Below are 14,852 nucleotides of genomic sequence, written 5' to 3'. Positions count from 1 at the left end.
TGCAACAACATGCCTGGTCAGCTGCCGGTTTCGCCTTCGCTCCACCGCGTGACCCCGCAGGATCATTTGGAGGTCAATAGGGGGTCATTTAAGGCGCCGTACGCTCCTTCCGACGTCCTGGGCGGTGGTCGCCGTGGCTAAGCAGGAGAACAACCCGACGAGCATCGGGCTCACGCAGTACCTCGATCCGTCGTACTGGACCTGGGCCGCCGAGGACGCGAACGGGGCCGCGCTGCTCCAGCAGGGAGCCGGGGCGATCCTCGCCTACGTGGTGCAGCGGCTCGAGGCGATCGGCTGTGAGGTCGTCGAGGCCTACGGCATCGTGCACGACAAGGACGAGCGCGAGGTCTGGAGCGACACCGAGAAGACCCTCGTGGTCGAGCCGAAGCCGGATCACCTGCACGCGGTGATCAAGTTCGCCAGCCGCGCGAAGAGCGCGCCTCTGGATCGGCTCGCGTTTGGCATCGGCGTCGAACCGCAGTACGTCGAGAAGCCCGGTCGCGGGCGGTACGCCTTCGACAACATGCTCTCGTACCTGACGCACGTGAAGTACGCGGACAAGCACCAGTACGCGCCTTCGGAGGTCGCCACGGTGCGCGGGCCGGACTACCTCGGCATCGACGCCCAGCGCCGGGAGACGTGGCTCAAGGGTCGCGCCCACGTGAAGAAGAAGGTCGTCGCCGAGAACTTCGAGGACATGCGCGAGCGCGTGCTCCAGGGCGAGATCACGCGCGATCAGATCATGCTTACCGATGAACTGTTCGACATCTACTCGCGGCATCAGCGGGAGATCGACGATGCCCTGTCCGCCTACGGTCAACGCCGCGCGTACCGGGCGGCGGCGAAGCTCCGCGCCGGTGAGTTCTCGACGCACGTGGTATTCGTGCACGGGGATGCCGGTATCGGCAAGACCCGGTTCGCCACGGACTTCATCACCGAGGCGATCAACGCGGCGAACGCCCACGGCGAGCGGTGGCAGGTCTACCGGGCCGCCACGGGGAACCCCCTCGATGACTGGCGCGGGGAGGAATTGCTGCTGCTCGACGATCTGCGCGCCTCGGCGATGGACGCGAACGACTGGCTGCTGCTGCTCGATCCGTACAACGCCTCCCCGGCGAAGGCGCGCTATAAGAACAAGGGCGAGGTGGCCCCGCGTCTCATCGTCATCACGGCGACGATCGAGCCCGTCGAGTTCTTCTACTACGCCCGTCAGAAGGGCAACGTGGACGAGGCGCTGGACCAGTTCATCCGCCGCCTGGCCTCGGTCGTGAAGGTCTACCGTGCCGACGAGATCAACCGCTACCTCGTGCAGCACATCGGAAGGATCGAGCCCTACGAGTGGCATCAGTGCAGCGTTCCGGCCGCCGCGCACACGCCCGGCATGTACGGGAACGCGTACCACCGGAACGCCGGGTCGCGGGAACTGACCTACGGTCCGGAGACCTCGGCCGACCACGACGCGGACGGCGCGGTCGCGGAGCTGCTGAGCGGGCTCGCCGTGCGGAGTCCGGACGTGCCGCTGGCACTGATCGGAGGTGCCGCATGAGCACCGAACTGGACGCGCTCTTCCAGGGGGTCGAGGGGGCCGGAGGCCCCTCGCAAGCAGACATGGAGGACACGAGCGTCAGCGATGTGTCCGACATGCCTACTGCTTGCCACTCTGGCGTACAGGTGGAGCAGCAGACCGACTCCCAGGTGAACACGGCTCGGGCTGGCTCCGAGCACGTGGGTGCGGGCCGTCGTGCGCGATGCCCTCCACGCCTCTCGGAGCGAGGAGCTGGACGCCGCCGTGGCCGCGCACCTGCTCGGCGTCGAGGCGCGCGCGCAGGTGTCGGCGGACGCGCGCGAGCTGGCCGCGCAGATCCGCCCGCTGGCGATCAACGTCAACGACCTGGACCACCGAGCACGTGCCGGTGAGGCGGTGGCGCTGTCGTCGGAGGTGCCCGAGCTGATCGAGCTGCTGCGCGAGGTCCGCGCCCTGCTCGGTGATCGGACGGCGTCATGAGCACGACGCACTACAGCCCGAGCGCCAGCGCCGCCGACACGGAGCGCTATATCCGGGGCAAGGAGGACGAGCGGGGCGTCGCGATCACGTGCGATGTGCCGGGAGGCCCCGGCGCGTTCTCGGCGCGCGCTCGGGCGCTCACGCAGAACACGACGCGCGAGGTCGAGACGCTGCACTACCGCCAGTCGTTCAGCGACGAGGAGTTCGACCCGAAGAACCCCGAACACGTGCAGCGGGTGAACGACCTGGGCTACCAGCTCGCCAAGAAGATGCACCCGGATTCCGACTGCCTCGTCGTCAGTCATGTGGATGGGCGGGGAAAGAAGCCGCACAACCATATTTTGGTTCTCAATCACAACAACCGCACGGGAAAGGCGCTCTCGGACTATCGCACGTTCCACGACCGCAAGGCCGGGAATCAGAAGGGCGTGCAGTCGGCGAACGACGAGCTGATGCGCGAGCACGGGCTCTCGGTCGTGAAGCGGCTGGAGCACGCGCCGAAGGACTGGGAGCTGCGCCGCGAAGACTTCGCCGAGGGGTCGCTCGACCGCGAGATGGGCGACCGGATGAGTGCGGCGCTGGCCGATCCCCGCGCGGTGGACAAGGCCGGTCTGGTCTCGGTGATCGAGGAGCAGAACCAGCAGCTCGGTGATGACGGGGATCGGGTGCCACGGATGCGGCTGCACAGCCCCGTCAGCAAGAAGGGCAAACGCGCCGGGCAGGAGACCTGGACGCTCTACATCGAGGACCGCCGCGGCGAGTCCGGGCGTGCCGAGCGCCGCAAGCGCACGAGCGCACTCTCGGCGGACTTCACCCCGGAGGGCGCGCAGGCGTTCTTCGACTACCACCAGCAGCAGAAGGAGCAGGAACATGAGCGCAGCACTCGACAGGCTGAAGCAGCAGAACGGGCCCGTGCAGTCGCCGCAACCGCTCGGCAGTCCGGAGACGATGGAGCTGTTGACCTCGATCCTCGCCGCCGTCGAGGCGCAGAATACGAGGATCGCCACGCTGACCGAGCAGCAGAAGAAGCTCGCGGGGTTCGTGAAGGTGGACAGCGAGGAGCAGGAGAAGCAGCTCTCCGCGATCTCGCATCAGCTGACCTCAACGTCGCCGCCGCCGGAGTCGAACGAGAACAGCGAACTGCTCGCCGGAATCGCGTCCACTCTCGCGGGTATGAGCGTGAACCTCAACGGGGAGAGTCTGAAGGGCTCAGCCTCTAAGTCCGAGGCTGCCGCCAAGCATCTCGATGAGAGCCGGGCTAAGTTCGAGCGGGCCGCGAACGGTGCGCAGAAGGCCTGGCGGGAGTCGATCACCCAAGCCAGCGCCGAGGCGACGAGTGCGATCAGCACGGCCCGGGATCAGGCTGTGCAGTCGATCGAGAGGGCCGCTGCCGTCGCCGGGGCCGTGGCAACAGCCAAGATTGACGCCGCGAACGAGCGGGCCGAAAAGATCATCGCCACAACGGCGAAGCTGGAGGCCCGTCAGCTTTGGTCTGTCGCCGCGTCGATGTGCCTCGCGCTGCTGCCGGTCGCAGTGATCGTCGCGGGTGTTTGGATGGCCGTCGCCGGGCTTATCACGGGCGCTCAGTGGGCCCTCGACGTGGACGGGAGCGTGTGGCTCGGGATCGGTCGCTGGCTCGTGGTCTCCATGGGCCTCGCCGGGGCTGGCTACGGACTCTTCGCGTCCGTCCGCTGGGTCGCCGGTCTCGTGGAGACCTGGAAGGGCCGCGGGATGCCGAGGTGGCCCCGTTGGCGGTGATGGCTGGATCCGATCGAGCTACCGGTTCCGATCAGCAGTCGAAGGATTTTCGCAGCAGCCAGTCCTGCGGCCTCGGTGCCGCCGCCGTAGCCTGACGAGCATCCCGGCCGTGACGGCCATCGCGACGGCGATCCCGGCACCGATGATCCAGGGATTGCCGAGGAGCCCTCCGACGCCTGCGAGTGCTCCGCCCGCCGCGATGAGCGGCAGGCCGCAGGAGAGCAGCAACGGAAGCGCGCAGCATGCCAGTAGGAGCAGCCCGGTCCCTGCGGCGACGATGGGACCGGCGCGCCGTTCGTCGCGGTCGTGATCGGCGCTCATCGTCTGCACCTCTTCCGGATGAGATCTCCCCGATTGCATGCGTTGCCGTTCATGCGCAGCACGAGAGCAGTGACGGGTCGGTGGTGAAGGACTTCGCGGCGATCCGGATGCCTTCGGTCATGGTCAGGTAGGGGGCCCAGGCGTCGGCGACTTCGGCGATGGTCTTGCCGAGCACGTGGACGCCTGCGGCGGCGAGTTCCCCGGCGTCCTTGGCGACGGCGGTGAGGCCGAGGATCTCGCTCGTATCGGCGTTCACGACGATCTTGATGAACCCGCGGGTGTCGTGGTTGATCACCGTCCGGGGCACATACTCCAGGGGCAGCACGCGGCAGTCGCAGCGGATACCCGCGGCGACGACCTCCTTCTCGGTCATCCCGACCGCGCCGATCGCCGGTCCGGTGAACGTCACCCGCGGCAGATGGGAGTAGTCGACGGACCGGTCGGCGTCGGCGAACGCGTTCTCGGCAACGAGGGTGCCGTGGTGGGCCGCGACGTAGACGAACTCCGGGTGCCCGGTCACGTCGCCCGCGGCCCAGATCCGCGGGTTCGACGACTGCAGATGGTCGGAGACGACCACCTCGCCGGAGTCCCCGGTCTTCACCCCGACCGCATCGAGGTTCAAGCCGTCGGTGACGGGACGGCGTCCGAGGGCGACGAGCACCTGGTCGGCGCGGAACTCCTGCGAGCCGCCGGACACGTCCGCGGTAACCACGACCTGCCCGGTCGCCGCGTCCCGGGACACCCGGGTCGGCACCGCGCGGCGGACCACCCGGATGCCCTCGTCGGCGAACACCTCCTGCAGTGTCCGGGACACCTCCGGCTCCTCCTTCGACGCGAGCCGGGACCGCACCAGCACGGTGACCTGGGAGCCGAGGCGGGCGAACAGCTGCGCCTGCTCCAGGGCAACGTAGCCGCCGCCGAGCACCAGCATCGACTCGGGGACCTCGGTCAGGTCCATCGCCGTGGTCGAGGTCAGGTACCCGGCCTCGTCCAGGCCGTCGATCGGCGGAGCCCACGGCCGCGCACCGGTGGCGACCAGGTAGTGCTCGGCCTCGATCGTCTCGACCGCTCCGTCTGCGGCGGTGACCTCCAACACCGGCGCGTCCGGGGTGCCCGCGAACCCGGCGTCTCCCCGCCGGACGTGCCACCCGTATGAATCGGCGACGTCGGCGTACTTCTCGCCCCGCATCGTCTCGACCAACGCCTGCTTCCCGGCGATCAGCGCGGGCATGTCCACTGGGCCTGCCGTCGTCGCGATCCCCGGGAACCGGTCGGCGGCGTCGGCGGCGACGTGCCGTGCATCGGCGGCGGCGATGAGGGCCTTCGACGGCACGCAGCCCGTGTTCACGCAGGTGCCGCCGAGCGTGCCACGCTCGATCATCACCACCGACTTCCCGAGCATGGTCGCGCGAATCGCGGCGGCGAACGCTCCGCCGCCCGATCCGATGATGGCGAGATCGTACTTCGTAGGCATCGCTGCTCCCGTCAAGGCTTGGACTTCTGTTCCGTTTCAGCCATACTGGACCTTCCAGTGCAGGGGAAGGCCAAGCGTGGCCCCTGCCGAATGATCGGAGGCCGCAATGCGCATCGGAGAACTCGCCGAACGCGCGGGCACCACCTCGAAGACGCTCCGGTTCTACGAAGAGCAGGGACTGCTGCCCCCGGCCGACCGGACGCCATCCGGGTACCGCGACTACGCGCCCGACGCCGTCGCCCGGATCGACTTCGTTCACCGTGGCCAGGCCGCAGGCCTCACCCTCGCCCAGATCCACCAAATCCTCGACATCCGCGACAGCGGCCACGCGCCCTGCGAGCACGTGCGAGACCTCCTCGACGCGCGCCTGGCCGAGATCGAGCAGCAGATCGCCCAGCTCACCGCCCTGCACGGCACCATCGCCGACCTCCGGCACGACGCCGCGCACCCGGACCCCGACACATGCAGCCCAGACCAGGTCTGCCGGTACCTGTAGAGGGACGCGGACCGAGAAAACGAGAGCCATAAAACGAACATGCGCTACGAGCACTTAGCTTCATGACGCTCGTGTCGTCGAAGTGGCACAGCAGCCGCTGACACGCCACGCCAGGCGTGGCCGGGAGACCTCCCGAGGAGTAGGTGATCAGCCTGCTCACGGACGAGGAGGACCCCATGACGACCAGCGCCCGCATCATCCGCCACACCGAGCCCCGCGCGTGGCTTGGCTGTCTCACGTGTTATTCAGAAGCCGATCTCGTCGGCAGGTGGTACGACGCCGAGGACTGCGACGAGGTCACCCCTGCCCAGCTGCACGGTCACGCGACCGACCACGAAGAACTCTGGGTGATGGACCACGAGGGCATCCCTGTCACCGGCGAGATGGACCCCATGACCGCGGCCCAGTGGGGTCGCGTCCTCACCTCGGTGCCGGAGCACCAGCAGGAAGCCCTCTTCGCCTGGGTCCGGTCCGGCAGCTATGTCGCCGAGGGTGAGGGCGACTTCCCGTCGCTCGAGGCGTTCGAGGACGTGTACAAGGGCGAGTGGTGCTCATGACGCGAGTACGCCGACCACATGCTCGAGGAGGGCGGCCTCCTTGAGGGTGTCTCCGATGAGGCCCGCCGCTACATCGACTACGACCAGTGGGCACGTGACCTGCTCATGGACTACACGGTCGAGGACGCCGAGGACGGCGGCGTCATCGTCTTCCGCAACCTCTGATCTATAGGCGCGTTTACTGCACTGTCACGTAAACGCGCCTATAGCATGTCTGACAGATCCCTGCCTCCCATAGGAGCCCCACCATGCGACGCCACCTGATCACCGCCACCACGCTCGCCATCGCCGCCACCGCCCTGCTCGCCGGCTGCAGCGGCAACAACCTCGAGGGCACCTACCTCGACGCCAAGGAGGGGCGCTACATGCTGATCCTCGGCGAGGACGGCACCTGCGGCCACCAGGAGCAGACCAACCCGCATGCCGAGATCGACGACGACTGCTCCTGGAGCCGCAACGGCGACGAGCTGACCTTCGTCGGCCTGATGAGCTACAACGTCTACGGCACGGTCAACGACGACGGCTCGATCACCATCCCGCACCAGAACCACGTCGCCTCGAAGCTGCTGCAGAAGCAGGAGAGCTGAGCGCGATCACGAGACCCCCGGGGAGCATCCGCTCCTCGGGGGTCTTTTTCTTGATCTCCGTGAATGCAGGGGTCAAGGGATAATGAAGCATGCGCATTAGTGATTTCTTCCAGGAGCCAGCAGGGACTGGCAACCCCTGGGATTCATCGAAGCCGGTTCTCAACGCCGACCTGATCACCCAGCTCGCACAGGGCACCGCCCACGACCCGAACCCACTGGAGACAGCGCTCGAGCTCACCAGGCTCGTCCGAGCAGAGTACGAGTCCTACGGCACCGAGAAGTCGCACCTGCGGACCGACGAGGACGAGGCGAGGGCCGCGCTCAGGGCGCTCCGCATGCTCCTCAAGCGAAGAGGCATCGTCTTCGACCCTCCGTGGCGCGACTTCTCGTCCTTCCACAGTCACTGGATCGCTGAAGGTGCCTATGGGGATTGGCAAGCTCGGCGCGACATCATCGAGAAGGTGTTCCGGCCGATCCAAGATCAGCTCGAGGAGGCAGAGGAACAGCAGTTCATGGGCGAACTGACCGAAGGCACCTCGCCGCACGGCGATCTCGGCTGGACTGACGTCTACGATCACATCTCACAGCTGCGGCATCGCTTCAGGTCAGCCTCCACGCCTGTCGACTACAAGGACGTGGGCAACCGCTGCGTCGGCGTCCTCGAGGCGCTCAGCGCCCATGTCTACGACCCTGAGGTGCACTGCCCACCGGGACTCTCAGAGCCTCCGGTGGACAAGACCGACATCCGCATCGGCGCGTACATCGACCACCGTTTGCCCGGCAAGTCCAATGAGGAGCTGCGGGGGCTGACCAAGAAGGCATCGGCTCTCGCCCACAAGATGAAGCACTCACCGAAGGCCGACCGGACCACGACCGGCATCACCGCGGATGCCGTGATTCTGTTGGCGAACATCTTGCGTCGACTCGAGGACGGCTGAGGCCCCGCACGCAGAACAGGGCGCCCGTCGATCCTCCTTCGTCGGATCACCGGGCATCGGGAGGTGTGGTTGTGGCTTCGTTCGCTTGGTGGCGGGGTTTTTGCAGCGCTCTGTGGCGGTCTTGTTGCCGCGATCACGCAGGACTGGCTGCAGGTAGGTGTCGCGGTCTGGACCGAGAGGGGTGCGCCCGGTCGGGGCCGTTTGGATCGCTGCCGCTACGTCAGAGTCCGAAGGCTCCGCCGCTGACAAGGATCACGATGCCGAGGCCGATGAGAACGATGGGGAAGAGGATGTGCTCCCAGCGTTCGAGAACTTCGGCGATCGGGCGGCGGGTGGCGACGAACTTTGCCAGGGCCACCAGGACCGCGACGAGCGCGAGGAAGACGATGCAGTAGGCGACTACTGCGAGAGGTTCCACGCTGAGGAAGACAGGGGTGTAGACGCCGATGTTGTCGCCGCCGTTGGCAAGGGTGACGCCTGCGACTGTCCACACGCCGACCTTCTTGCCGGCAACCTTGGCCTCGTCGTCATCGTCGTCATCGTCTCCGCGCCAGGCCTGCCATGCGGCCCAGAGGCCGAGGCCCAGAGGGATGAGACCGAAGTACGGGATGACTGCCGAGGGCAGGAATGCTCCGGCGCCGGTGGTCACCAGGACCGCGGCACCGAGGATGCCGGCGAATCCGAGGTACTGGCCGGCCAGAATGCGGGCGGTAGTGCCGCGCTGGCTTGCCCCTCGTGCGAAGAAGAGGGAGAGCACGATGATGTCGTCGATGTTGGTCGCTGCGAACAGGCCCATCGCCTGCAAGACCGAGGTGAGGATCATGCGCCCTCCCCAGCTGCGTCGCATCCGGGAAGCGAGCAGGCGGGATCGATGCACGGGGCGTCTTCGTCCACTGCCAGGGTGGCATCGACCAGTGCCGTCAGCGCCTGCGCCAGGTGCGAATCGGCGATCTCATATCGTGTCCGACGACCCTCGGGCTCGGAGACGACGATCCCGCAATCGCGCAGGCATGCCAGGTGGTTGGACACGTTCGGGCGTGTCAGGTCCAGATCTCGGGCCAGTTCCGCCGGGTAAGCGGGATGGTCGAGCAGGGTCAAGATGATCCGGGATCGAGTGGGGTCGGCCAGTGCACGACCCAGGCGGTTCATCACGTCGAGACGCGAAGCAATAGTCAGCATGCAGTGAACTATACAGCGCGAACTGAACACTCGGTCACAGGCGTCAAGGGCAAACTCAAAGGCAAGAAGCCCAAGCTCTCGCCCTCTCAGCGCAAGCACCTGCTGACGTTGCACACGGCCGGCGAACACACCCAAGCCGAGCTCGCCGAGCTGTTCAGCGTCTCCCGCACCACCATCTACCGCGAGCTGCGCCGCACCACGGCCGACACCTGACCGCGCCTGCACCGCCACTGAGCAATCACAGAAACCCGCCACCAAGCCATCACATCCACAGTGTGGTCACCTACCAGCTGAGCACCTGTCCAGCGAGGTGTACCCGTTGAACACGGGGCGAGTCCCTGACTACGATCTGTTCACCAGGGTCGCATTTTGATAGGATGGACACATCTGCACAGGGGGTCTAGACGATATGAACACCACAGGTAAGCTCGTCGGCTACGCGCGGGTCAGCTCGGCCGACCAGCACCTCGACCGGCAGCTCGAGGTGCTCAGCCGGGCCGACAAGATCTTCACGGAGAAGATCTCCGGCAGCAGTCGGGAGCGCCCCGAGCTGACCCGGATGATCGAGTACGTCCGCGAGGGCGACACCGTGCTCGTCAAGAGCCCCGACCGCCTCGCCCGGTCGACCACCGACCTGCTCGCCCTCGTCGAGCAGCTGCGCGCCAAGGACGTCCAGATCGAGTTCATCGACAATCCTGCGCTGAACACCGATACGCCGCAGGGAGAGTTCATGCTCACCGTGCTGGCAGCGATGGCACAGCTCGAGCGGGCGACCATCCGGGAGCGCCAGGCCGAGGGCATCGCCATCGCCAAGAAGAAGGGCGTGTACGCCCGCACCAAGCGCCTGACCCCCGAGCAGATCACCGAGGCCCGTGAGCGGGTCGAGACGGGCGTCGCCCATGCTCGGGTGGCCAGGGAGCTGGGCGTGTCCCGCACGACCCTCTACGCCGCCCTGAGCGGCTCCGGGGCCTACGCGACCACCTGAGCCCCCACGACACACAGAAGCGCCCCGGACATCTCGTCCGGGGCGCTTACCGTGTGGGAGGTAACGGGGTGCGGGTCTCACGCAGACTGCCTCCAGTCGTTGTCGTCCTCAGGGACCTCAGGGATGAACCCGGCCTCGTCGGCCGGCGAGGGCTTCACGCCCTCGCCCCGGCGCACATGCTCGACATCGCGGTCGCTCTTGTCCTTCGTGACCTTCACGCCCGTCTTGGAGCCGACCCCCTTGATGAGGTTGCTGATGAGCGTCGGGGCGACGATCACCGAGGCGACGAGCGCCGAGATGCCGCCTGCGATCCAGACGTTCTGGAAGATCCCCATCGCCTGCGTCAGCAGCAGCCGCACGACCATGAAGCCGACCGTGTACAGCACGGCCATGAGCGCGAGCCGCCAGATGGGCGAGCGGGCCTGGAACGCCTGGAACTCCCGCCATGCCGTGCGCAGGGCACCCTTCGTCTCGCGGAAATCGGGGCCGTCGTCCTCCGGCAGCACCAGCAGCCCCGCCTTGAGCATGAGCCCGACGAACTGGAACCCTCGCGGGAGCATCGTGGCACCGCTACGCCGCCCTGCGCCGCTGAACCCCGAATCTCCTCAGCAGGAGCACGCGGGAGTGTTAGTGCTCAGTGTCTGCGGGTCGAGCGCGGCCGAGAGCATCCCCAGGATCTCGGGAACGACCGCGTAGTAGGCCCACTTGCCGCGCTGCTCACGCGTGACCAGGCCGGCGTCGACGAGCTGCTTCATGTGATGCGAGACCGTGGGCTGGGAGAGGCCGACAGGCTCGGTCAGATCGCACACGCACGCCTCCCCTCCGGACTGCGCAGCGATCATCGACAACAGCCGCACACGGGTCGGATCACCGAGCGCCTTGAACATCCGCGCCAACTGCTGCGCATCCTCGACCGCGAGCACCCCGCCGGTCACCGGGGCGCAGCACCCTCCGGCATCGGTCGCAATCAGCGGCAGTGAGGTTGTCATGCTCCCGATCCTACGCCACGCATTGACAACTGTCGATGCATCGAAGAGTATCAATGCGTAGAGGTTTACGATCCCGAGGAGCAGATGATGAGCGAGAACACCGAGCTGCGCGAACAGGTCCGCGCCCGCTACGCCCAGGCCGCGACCGCGGTCAGCACCGGCACCCGCAACGCCGACCTCCTGGTCGAAGAGACGCCTGCCTCCTCGTGTTGTTCCAGCACCCCTGCTACAGAGGGATCGAATGAGGCGGCGGACGAGTCGTGCTGCGCTCCTACCGAGCGTAGCTTCGGCGCGGGTCTCTACGACGACGCCACCGCCGCCGGGCTCCCACTCGATGCTGTTGAGGCGAGCCTGGGCTGCGGTAACCCCACGGCGGTCGCCGAGCTCCACGAGGGTGAGCGCGTGCTCGATCTCGGTTCCGGCGGCGGTATTGACGTGCTGCTGTCCGCCCGTCGGGTCGGGCCGACCGGGTTCGCGTACGGGGTGGACATGACCGACGAGATGCTCGCCCTGGCCGAGAAGAACAAGGCCGAAGCCGGTGCGGAGAACGTCGAGTTCCTCAAGGGCACGATCGAGGACGTGCCGTTGCCGGACGGGGCGGTGGATGTGGTGATCTCCAACTGCGTCATCAACCTCTCCACCCACAAGCCCGCCGTGCTCGCCGAAATGTTCCGCGTCCTCACCCCCGGCGGGCGGATCGGGGTCTCCGATGTCGTCGCCGAAGACCGCCTCACCCCCGAACAGCGGGCCGAGCGCGGCTCCTACGTCGGCTGTATCGCCGGAGCCCTCTCGAAGACCGAGTACCTCGACGGCCTCGCCAAGGCGGGGTTCACGGGTGCGAGCGTGGAGTTCACGCACGAGGCCGCGGACGGGATGCACGCCGCGATCATCCGCGCCACTAAGCCTACGAACTAACCGCATACCCCGAGCTGACGAGGAGGCTGAGCAGCACGATGCCCGCACCCCCGAACACCACGAGCACGAACACCCCAGCGCCTGCGGCTGCGGCGAGGCGGCAGTTGTCGACGCTGGATAAGTGGCTGCCGGTCTGGATCGGGCTGGCGATGATCGCCGGCCTCCTCCTCGGCCGCTTCATCCCCGCCCTGGCCGACGTGCTCACGAAGATGGAGATTGCGGGCATCTCGGTGCCGATCGGCCTGGGCCTGCTGGTGATGATGTATCCGGTGCTGGCGAAAGTCCGCTACGACAAGATCGCCGCCGTCACCGGAGACAAGAAACTCCTCGTCTCGTCGCTGGTGCTGAACTGGCTGGTCGGCCCCGCGGTCATGTTCGCCCTCGCGTGGCTGTTCCTGCCCGATCTGCCCGAGTACCGCACCGGCCTCATCATCGTCGGCCTGGCCCGCTGCATCGCGATGGTCGTGATCTGGAACGACCTCGCCTGCGGTGACCGCGAAGCCACCGCCGTGCTGGTGGCGATCAACTCGATCTTCCAGGTCATCGCGTTCTCGTTCCTCGGCTGGTTCTACCTCACGACTCTCCCCGGCTGGCTCGGCCTCGACACCCAGGGTCTGCACGTCTCGGTCGGGCAGATCGCCCTCAACGTGCTCGTCTTCCTCGGCGTACCGCTGTTCGCGGGGTTCGCGACCCGCTGGATCGGTGAGAAACGCAAGGGCCGCGCCTGGTACGAGGAGAAGTTCATCCCGCGCGTCGGGCCGTGGGCGCTCTACGGGCTGCTGTTCACGATCGTGCTGCTCTTCGCCCTCCAAGGCGAAGCCATCACGCAGAATCCCCTCGATGTCGCCCGGATCGCGTTGCCGCTGCTGGTCTACTTCGCGCTCATGTGGTCCGCGGGCCTCTTACTCGGCAAGGGCATCGGCCTCGGTTACGCCCGATCGACCACGCTGGCGTTCACCGCGGCGGGCAACAACTTCGAGCTCGCCATCGCCGTCGCCATCGGCACCTTCGGCGCAACCAGTGGGCAGGCGCTGGCCGGGGTGGTCGGCCCGTTGATCGAGGTGCCTGTCCTCGTCGCTCTCGTCTACGTCTCCCTGTGGGCTGCACGCCGCTGGTTCCGCACCGACCCCTACCAGAACGAAACGAGCCCCCGATGACCACCGATACCACTCCGACGGTGTTGTTCGTCTGCGTCCACAACGCCGGGCGCTCCCAGATGGCCGCCGCCTTCCTAACCCACCACGCCGCGGGCCGCATCGCGGTCCGCTCCGCTGGGTCGGAGCCCGCCCACCAGCTCAACCCGGCCGTGGTCGAGGCCATGCGCGAGGTCGGCATCGACATCACGGCCGAGCGTCCGAAGCTGCTGACCCCCGACGCGGTGCAGACCGCTCATGTGGTCATCACGATGGGGTGCGGCGATACCTGCCCGTTTCTCCCCGGCAAGCGCTACGAGGACTGGCAGCTCGACGACCCCGCAGGGCTTGGGCTCGAGGCCGTGCGCACTATCCGGAACGAGATCGAGACCCGCGTCCGCATCCTCATCGCCGAACTGCTCGGTCCTCAGGAGACCGATGAGTGAGCATGCCGACGTCGTTGTGATCGGCGGTGGCCAAGCGGGCCTGGCCGCCGGCTACTATCTGCGCCGGGCGGGGCTGAACTTCGTGATCCTCGACCGGCAGGACCGTGCAGGCGGGGCCTGGCGTCACGGCTGGGACTCGCTGCGACTGTTCTCCCCGGCCGAGTACAGCCCGCTGCCGGGCTGGCCGATGCCGCGCCAGCGGGGCGAGAGGTTCCCCACCGCCGGTCACGTCGTCGAGTACCTGCACGACTACGAACAGCGCTACGAGCTGCCGGTGCACCGGCCCGTCCAGGTCAGCGACGTCCGCGCCCACAGCCGCGGGCTCAGCGTTGAGACCGACCGGGACACCTGGCACGCCGCGTTTGTCATCAGTGCTACCGGCACCTGGGAAACCCCCTTCATGCCCGCCTATCCGGGCATGGCCGAGTTCGCGGGCGAGCAGCTACACACGGTCGACTACTCCGTCCCGGAGCGATTCCGCGGCCAGCGGGTGCTGGTCGTCGGTGCCGGCAATACCGCCGCGCAGATCGTCGCCGAGGTCTCCACCATCGCGGAGACGACCTGGGCGACCCGACACCCGCCCCGATTCATGCCCGATGATGTCGATGGCCGCGTGCTCTTCGACACCGCCACCCGAGAAGAAGCCGCCCGGAAGGCGGGAACACATGCCGATGGCGTCTCCGGTCTGGGCGACATTGTCATGGTCCCCAGTGTCCGTGCTGCCCGCGACCGCGGCGTGCTGCGTCCCCGCCCCCTGTTCGACCGGCTCACCGCCGAGGGAGCGGCCTGGAGCGACGGCACCATGGATCCCTACGACGCGATCATCTGGTGCACGGGTTTCCGTCCCGCCCTGAACCATCTCGCCTCCCTGGGCCTGAGGCGCGAGAACGGCGTGCCCAAGACCATCGGCACACGCTCCGCCGACGAGCCCCGCCTGCACCTGCTCGGGTACGGGGACTGGACCGGCTTCGCCTCAGCCACCCTGATCGGGACGGGCAGGACGGCCAAGGACGCAGTCCATGACATCACCAGCCATCTCCCCGCGGCGTCACCCCCACAATAGATAAGC

At 67.3% G+C, this 14,852-nt stretch carries 18 protein-coding genes and 2 pseudogenes; 14 read left to right on the top strand and 6 right to left on the bottom strand.

The window, feature by feature from the left end:
- The first annotated feature begins 124 nt into the window (after positions 1–124).
- The 4 genes and pseudogenes from NQ707_RS07965 to NQ707_RS07950 all read left to right on the top strand — a co-directional run bounded on the left by NQ707_RS07965 (position 125) and on the right by NQ707_RS07950 (position 3,763).
- Positions 125–1,546, top strand: a complete 1,422-nt coding sequence (locus tag NQ707_RS07965) for a Rep family protein (RefSeq protein WP_058730785.1) — start codon at positions 125–127, stop codon at positions 1,544–1,546.
- Positions 1,543–2,005, top strand: a pseudogene (locus NQ707_RS07960) (hypothetical protein). The gene NQ707_RS07965 and the pseudogene NQ707_RS07960 overlap by 4 nt, the downstream one beginning before the upstream one ends.
- A pseudogene (locus tag NQ707_RS07955) lies at positions 2,002–2,463 on the top strand (relaxase/mobilization nuclease domain-containing protein); the annotation flags it as partial. The pseudogenes NQ707_RS07960 and NQ707_RS07955, both read left to right, overlap by 4 nt.
- Positions 2,464–2,875: 412 nt before the next feature.
- The gene (locus NQ707_RS07950) at positions 2,876–3,763 is read left to right on the top strand and encodes a hypothetical protein (RefSeq protein WP_064725087.1); all 888 of its coding nucleotides are present in this window, start codon (positions 2,876–2,878) and stop codon (positions 3,761–3,763) included.
- A 370-nt stretch (positions 3,764–4,133) separates the two neighbouring features.
- On the opposite strand, the gene merA is transcribed toward NQ707_RS07950, so the two are convergent.
- Positions 4,134–5,558, bottom strand: coding sequence for a mercury(II) reductase (gene merA, locus NQ707_RS07945; protein WP_404435389.1), 1,425 nt, complete (start codon positions 5,556–5,558; stop codon positions 4,134–4,136).
- A 106-nt stretch (positions 5,559–5,664) separates the two neighbouring features.
- Between merA and NQ707_RS07940 the strand changes: the two genes are divergently transcribed.
- A complete protein-coding gene (locus NQ707_RS07940) occupies positions 5,665–6,054 on the top strand; it encodes a heavy metal-responsive transcriptional regulator (protein ID WP_058730782.1) in 390 nt (129 codons plus the stop codon).
- Positions 6,055–6,295: 241 nt separating this feature from the next.
- Here the strand turns inward: NQ707_RS07940 and NQ707_RS07935 are convergent, their stop codons facing one another.
- Positions 6,296–6,355 (bottom strand): hypothetical protein, encoded by a 60-nt coding sequence (locus NQ707_RS07935; RefSeq protein ID WP_224799675.1) that lies wholly within the window; start codon positions 6,353–6,355, stop codon positions 6,296–6,298.
- Between the two features lie 274 nt (positions 6,356–6,629).
- On the opposite strand from NQ707_RS07935, the gene NQ707_RS07930 reads away from it, so the two are divergent.
- The 3 genes from NQ707_RS07930 to NQ707_RS07920 all read left to right on the top strand — a co-directional run bounded on the left by NQ707_RS07930 (position 6,630) and on the right by NQ707_RS07920 (position 8,136).
- Positions 6,630–6,776, top strand: a complete 147-nt coding sequence (locus NQ707_RS07930; protein ID WP_224799545.1) for an antirestriction protein ArdA — start codon at positions 6,630–6,632, stop codon at positions 6,774–6,776.
- 83 nt (positions 6,777–6,859) lie between these two features.
- Positions 6,860–7,198: a hypothetical protein gene (locus tag NQ707_RS07925; RefSeq protein ID WP_404435359.1), complete on the top strand. Its 339-nt coding sequence runs from the start codon at positions 6,860–6,862 to the stop codon at positions 7,196–7,198.
- An 89-nt stretch (positions 7,199–7,287) separates the two neighbouring features.
- The gene (locus tag NQ707_RS07920) at positions 7,288–8,136 is read left to right on the top strand and encodes a hypothetical protein (RefSeq protein WP_404435357.1); all 849 of its coding nucleotides are present in this window, start codon (positions 7,288–7,290) and stop codon (positions 8,134–8,136) included.
- Positions 8,137–8,356: 220 nt separating this feature from the next.
- Here the strand turns inward: NQ707_RS07920 and NQ707_RS07915 are convergent, their stop codons facing one another.
- Positions 8,357–8,959, bottom strand: a complete 603-nt coding sequence (locus NQ707_RS07915) for a cadmium resistance transporter (RefSeq protein WP_100463413.1) — start codon at positions 8,957–8,959, stop codon at positions 8,357–8,359.
- Positions 8,956–9,315, bottom strand: a complete 360-nt coding sequence (locus tag NQ707_RS07910; protein WP_006590980.1) for a helix-turn-helix transcriptional regulator — start codon at positions 9,313–9,315, stop codon at positions 8,956–8,958. Before NQ707_RS07910 ends, NQ707_RS07915 begins: the two co-directional genes overlap by 4 nt.
- Positions 9,316–9,318: 3 nt before the next feature.
- Here NQ707_RS07910 and NQ707_RS07905 point away from each other — a divergent pair, with 3 nt between their 5' ends.
- Together NQ707_RS07905 and NQ707_RS07900 are read left to right on the top strand one after the other, a co-directional pair.
- Positions 9,319–9,528 (top strand): helix-turn-helix domain-containing protein, encoded by a 210-nt coding sequence (locus tag NQ707_RS07905; protein WP_375542912.1) that lies wholly within the window; start codon positions 9,319–9,321, stop codon positions 9,526–9,528.
- A gap of 196 nt (positions 9,529–9,724) precedes the next feature.
- On the top strand, positions 9,725–10,300 hold the full coding sequence (locus NQ707_RS07900; protein ID WP_075514602.1) for a recombinase family protein: 576 nt from the start codon (positions 9,725–9,727) through the stop codon (positions 10,298–10,300).
- A 77-nt stretch (positions 10,301–10,377) separates the two neighbouring features.
- On the opposite strand, the gene NQ707_RS07895 is transcribed toward NQ707_RS07900, so the two are convergent.
- Positions 10,378–10,860 (bottom strand): hypothetical protein, encoded by a 483-nt coding sequence (locus tag NQ707_RS07895; RefSeq protein ID WP_260049599.1) that lies wholly within the window; start codon positions 10,858–10,860, stop codon positions 10,378–10,380.
- Positions 10,861–10,905: 45 nt separating this feature from the next.
- The gene (locus NQ707_RS07890) at positions 10,906–11,289 is read right to left on the bottom strand and encodes a metalloregulator ArsR/SmtB family transcription factor (RefSeq protein WP_075514600.1); all 384 of its coding nucleotides are present in this window, start codon (positions 11,287–11,289) and stop codon (positions 10,906–10,908) included.
- Positions 11,290–11,376: 87 nt separating this feature from the next.
- Between NQ707_RS07890 and arsM the strand changes: the two genes are divergently transcribed.
- Genes arsM through NQ707_RS07870 form a run of 4 tightly spaced genes read left to right on the top strand, consistent with a single transcriptional unit; the run spans position 11,377 to position 14,846 of the window.
- Entirely contained in the window at positions 11,377–12,204 is an 828-nt protein-coding gene (gene arsM / locus NQ707_RS07885) for an arsenite methyltransferase (protein WP_260006974.1), read from the top strand.
- Positions 12,205–12,242: 38 nt separating this feature from the next.
- Positions 12,243–13,361, top strand: coding sequence for an ACR3 family arsenite efflux transporter (arsB, locus tag NQ707_RS07880; RefSeq protein ID WP_404435354.1), 1,119 nt, complete (start codon positions 12,243–12,245; stop codon positions 13,359–13,361).
- On the top strand, positions 13,358–13,783 hold the full coding sequence (locus NQ707_RS07875) for an arsenate reductase ArsC (RefSeq protein ID WP_075514598.1): 426 nt from the start codon (positions 13,358–13,360) through the stop codon (positions 13,781–13,783). Before arsB ends, NQ707_RS07875 begins: the two co-directional genes overlap by 4 nt.
- Complete coding sequence (locus NQ707_RS07870; protein WP_404435352.1) at positions 13,776–14,846, top strand: ArsO family NAD(P)H-dependent flavin-containing monooxygenase; 1,071 nt, start codon at positions 13,776–13,778, stop codon at positions 14,844–14,846. The genes NQ707_RS07875 and NQ707_RS07870 overlap by 8 nt, the downstream gene beginning before the upstream one ends.
- The last annotated feature ends 6 nt before the right edge of the window (positions 14,847–14,852 follow it).

Origin of the sequence: Rothia sp. BD8 (assembly GCF_044878465.1) — a bacterium.
GTDB lineage: Bacteria > Actinomycetota > Actinomycetes > Actinomycetales > Micrococcaceae > Rothia > Rothia kristinae.
The sequence above is the reverse complement of the archived record's forward strand: the minus strand, read 5'-3'. Positions and strand labels throughout refer to the sequence as shown.

Excerpts from the sequence above, each read along its gene's own strand:
- NQ707_RS07930 (WP_224799545.1), top strand. The coding sequence starts at position 6,630 with ATGCTCGAGGAGGGCGGCCTCCTTGAGGGTGTCTCCGATGAGGCCCGC.
- arsB (WP_404435354.1), top strand. The coding sequence starts at position 12,243 with ATGCCCGCACCCCCGAACACCACGAGCACGAACACCCCAGCGCCTGCG.
- NQ707_RS07925 (WP_404435359.1), top strand. The coding sequence starts at position 6,860 with ATGCGACGCCACCTGATCACCGCCACCACGCTCGCCATCGCCGCCACC.
- NQ707_RS07870 (WP_404435352.1), top strand. The coding sequence starts at position 13,776 with ATGAGTGAGCATGCCGACGTCGTTGTGATCGGCGGTGGCCAAGCGGGC.
- NQ707_RS07890 (WP_075514600.1), bottom strand. The coding sequence starts at position 11,289 with ATGACAACCTCACTGCCGCTGATTGCGACCGATGCCGGAGGGTGCTGC.
- arsM (WP_260006974.1), top strand. The coding sequence starts at position 11,377 with ATGAGCGAGAACACCGAGCTGCGCGAACAGGTCCGCGCCCGCTACGCC.
- NQ707_RS07920 (WP_404435357.1), top strand. The coding sequence starts at position 7,288 with ATGCGCATTAGTGATTTCTTCCAGGAGCCAGCAGGGACTGGCAACCCC.
- merA (WP_404435389.1), bottom strand. The coding sequence starts at position 5,558 with ATGCCTACGAAGTACGATCTCGCCATCATCGGATCGGGCGGCGGAGCG.
- NQ707_RS07900 (WP_075514602.1), top strand. The coding sequence starts at position 9,725 with ATGAACACCACAGGTAAGCTCGTCGGCTACGCGCGGGTCAGCTCGGCC.
- NQ707_RS07875 (WP_075514598.1), top strand. The coding sequence starts at position 13,358 with ATGACCACCGATACCACTCCGACGGTGTTGTTCGTCTGCGTCCACAAC.
- NQ707_RS07915 (WP_100463413.1), bottom strand. The coding sequence starts at position 8,959 with ATGATCCTCACCTCGGTCTTGCAGGCGATGGGCCTGTTCGCAGCGACC.
- NQ707_RS07910 (WP_006590980.1), bottom strand. The coding sequence starts at position 9,315 with ATGCTGACTATTGCTTCGCGTCTCGACGTGATGAACCGCCTGGGTCGT.
- NQ707_RS07940 (WP_058730782.1), top strand. The coding sequence starts at position 5,665 with ATGCGCATCGGAGAACTCGCCGAACGCGCGGGCACCACCTCGAAGACG.
- NQ707_RS07950 (WP_064725087.1), top strand. The coding sequence starts at position 2,876 with ATGAGCGCAGCACTCGACAGGCTGAAGCAGCAGAACGGGCCCGTGCAG.
- NQ707_RS07895 (WP_260049599.1), bottom strand. The coding sequence starts at position 10,860 with ATGCTCCCGCGAGGGTTCCAGTTCGTCGGGCTCATGCTCAAGGCGGGG.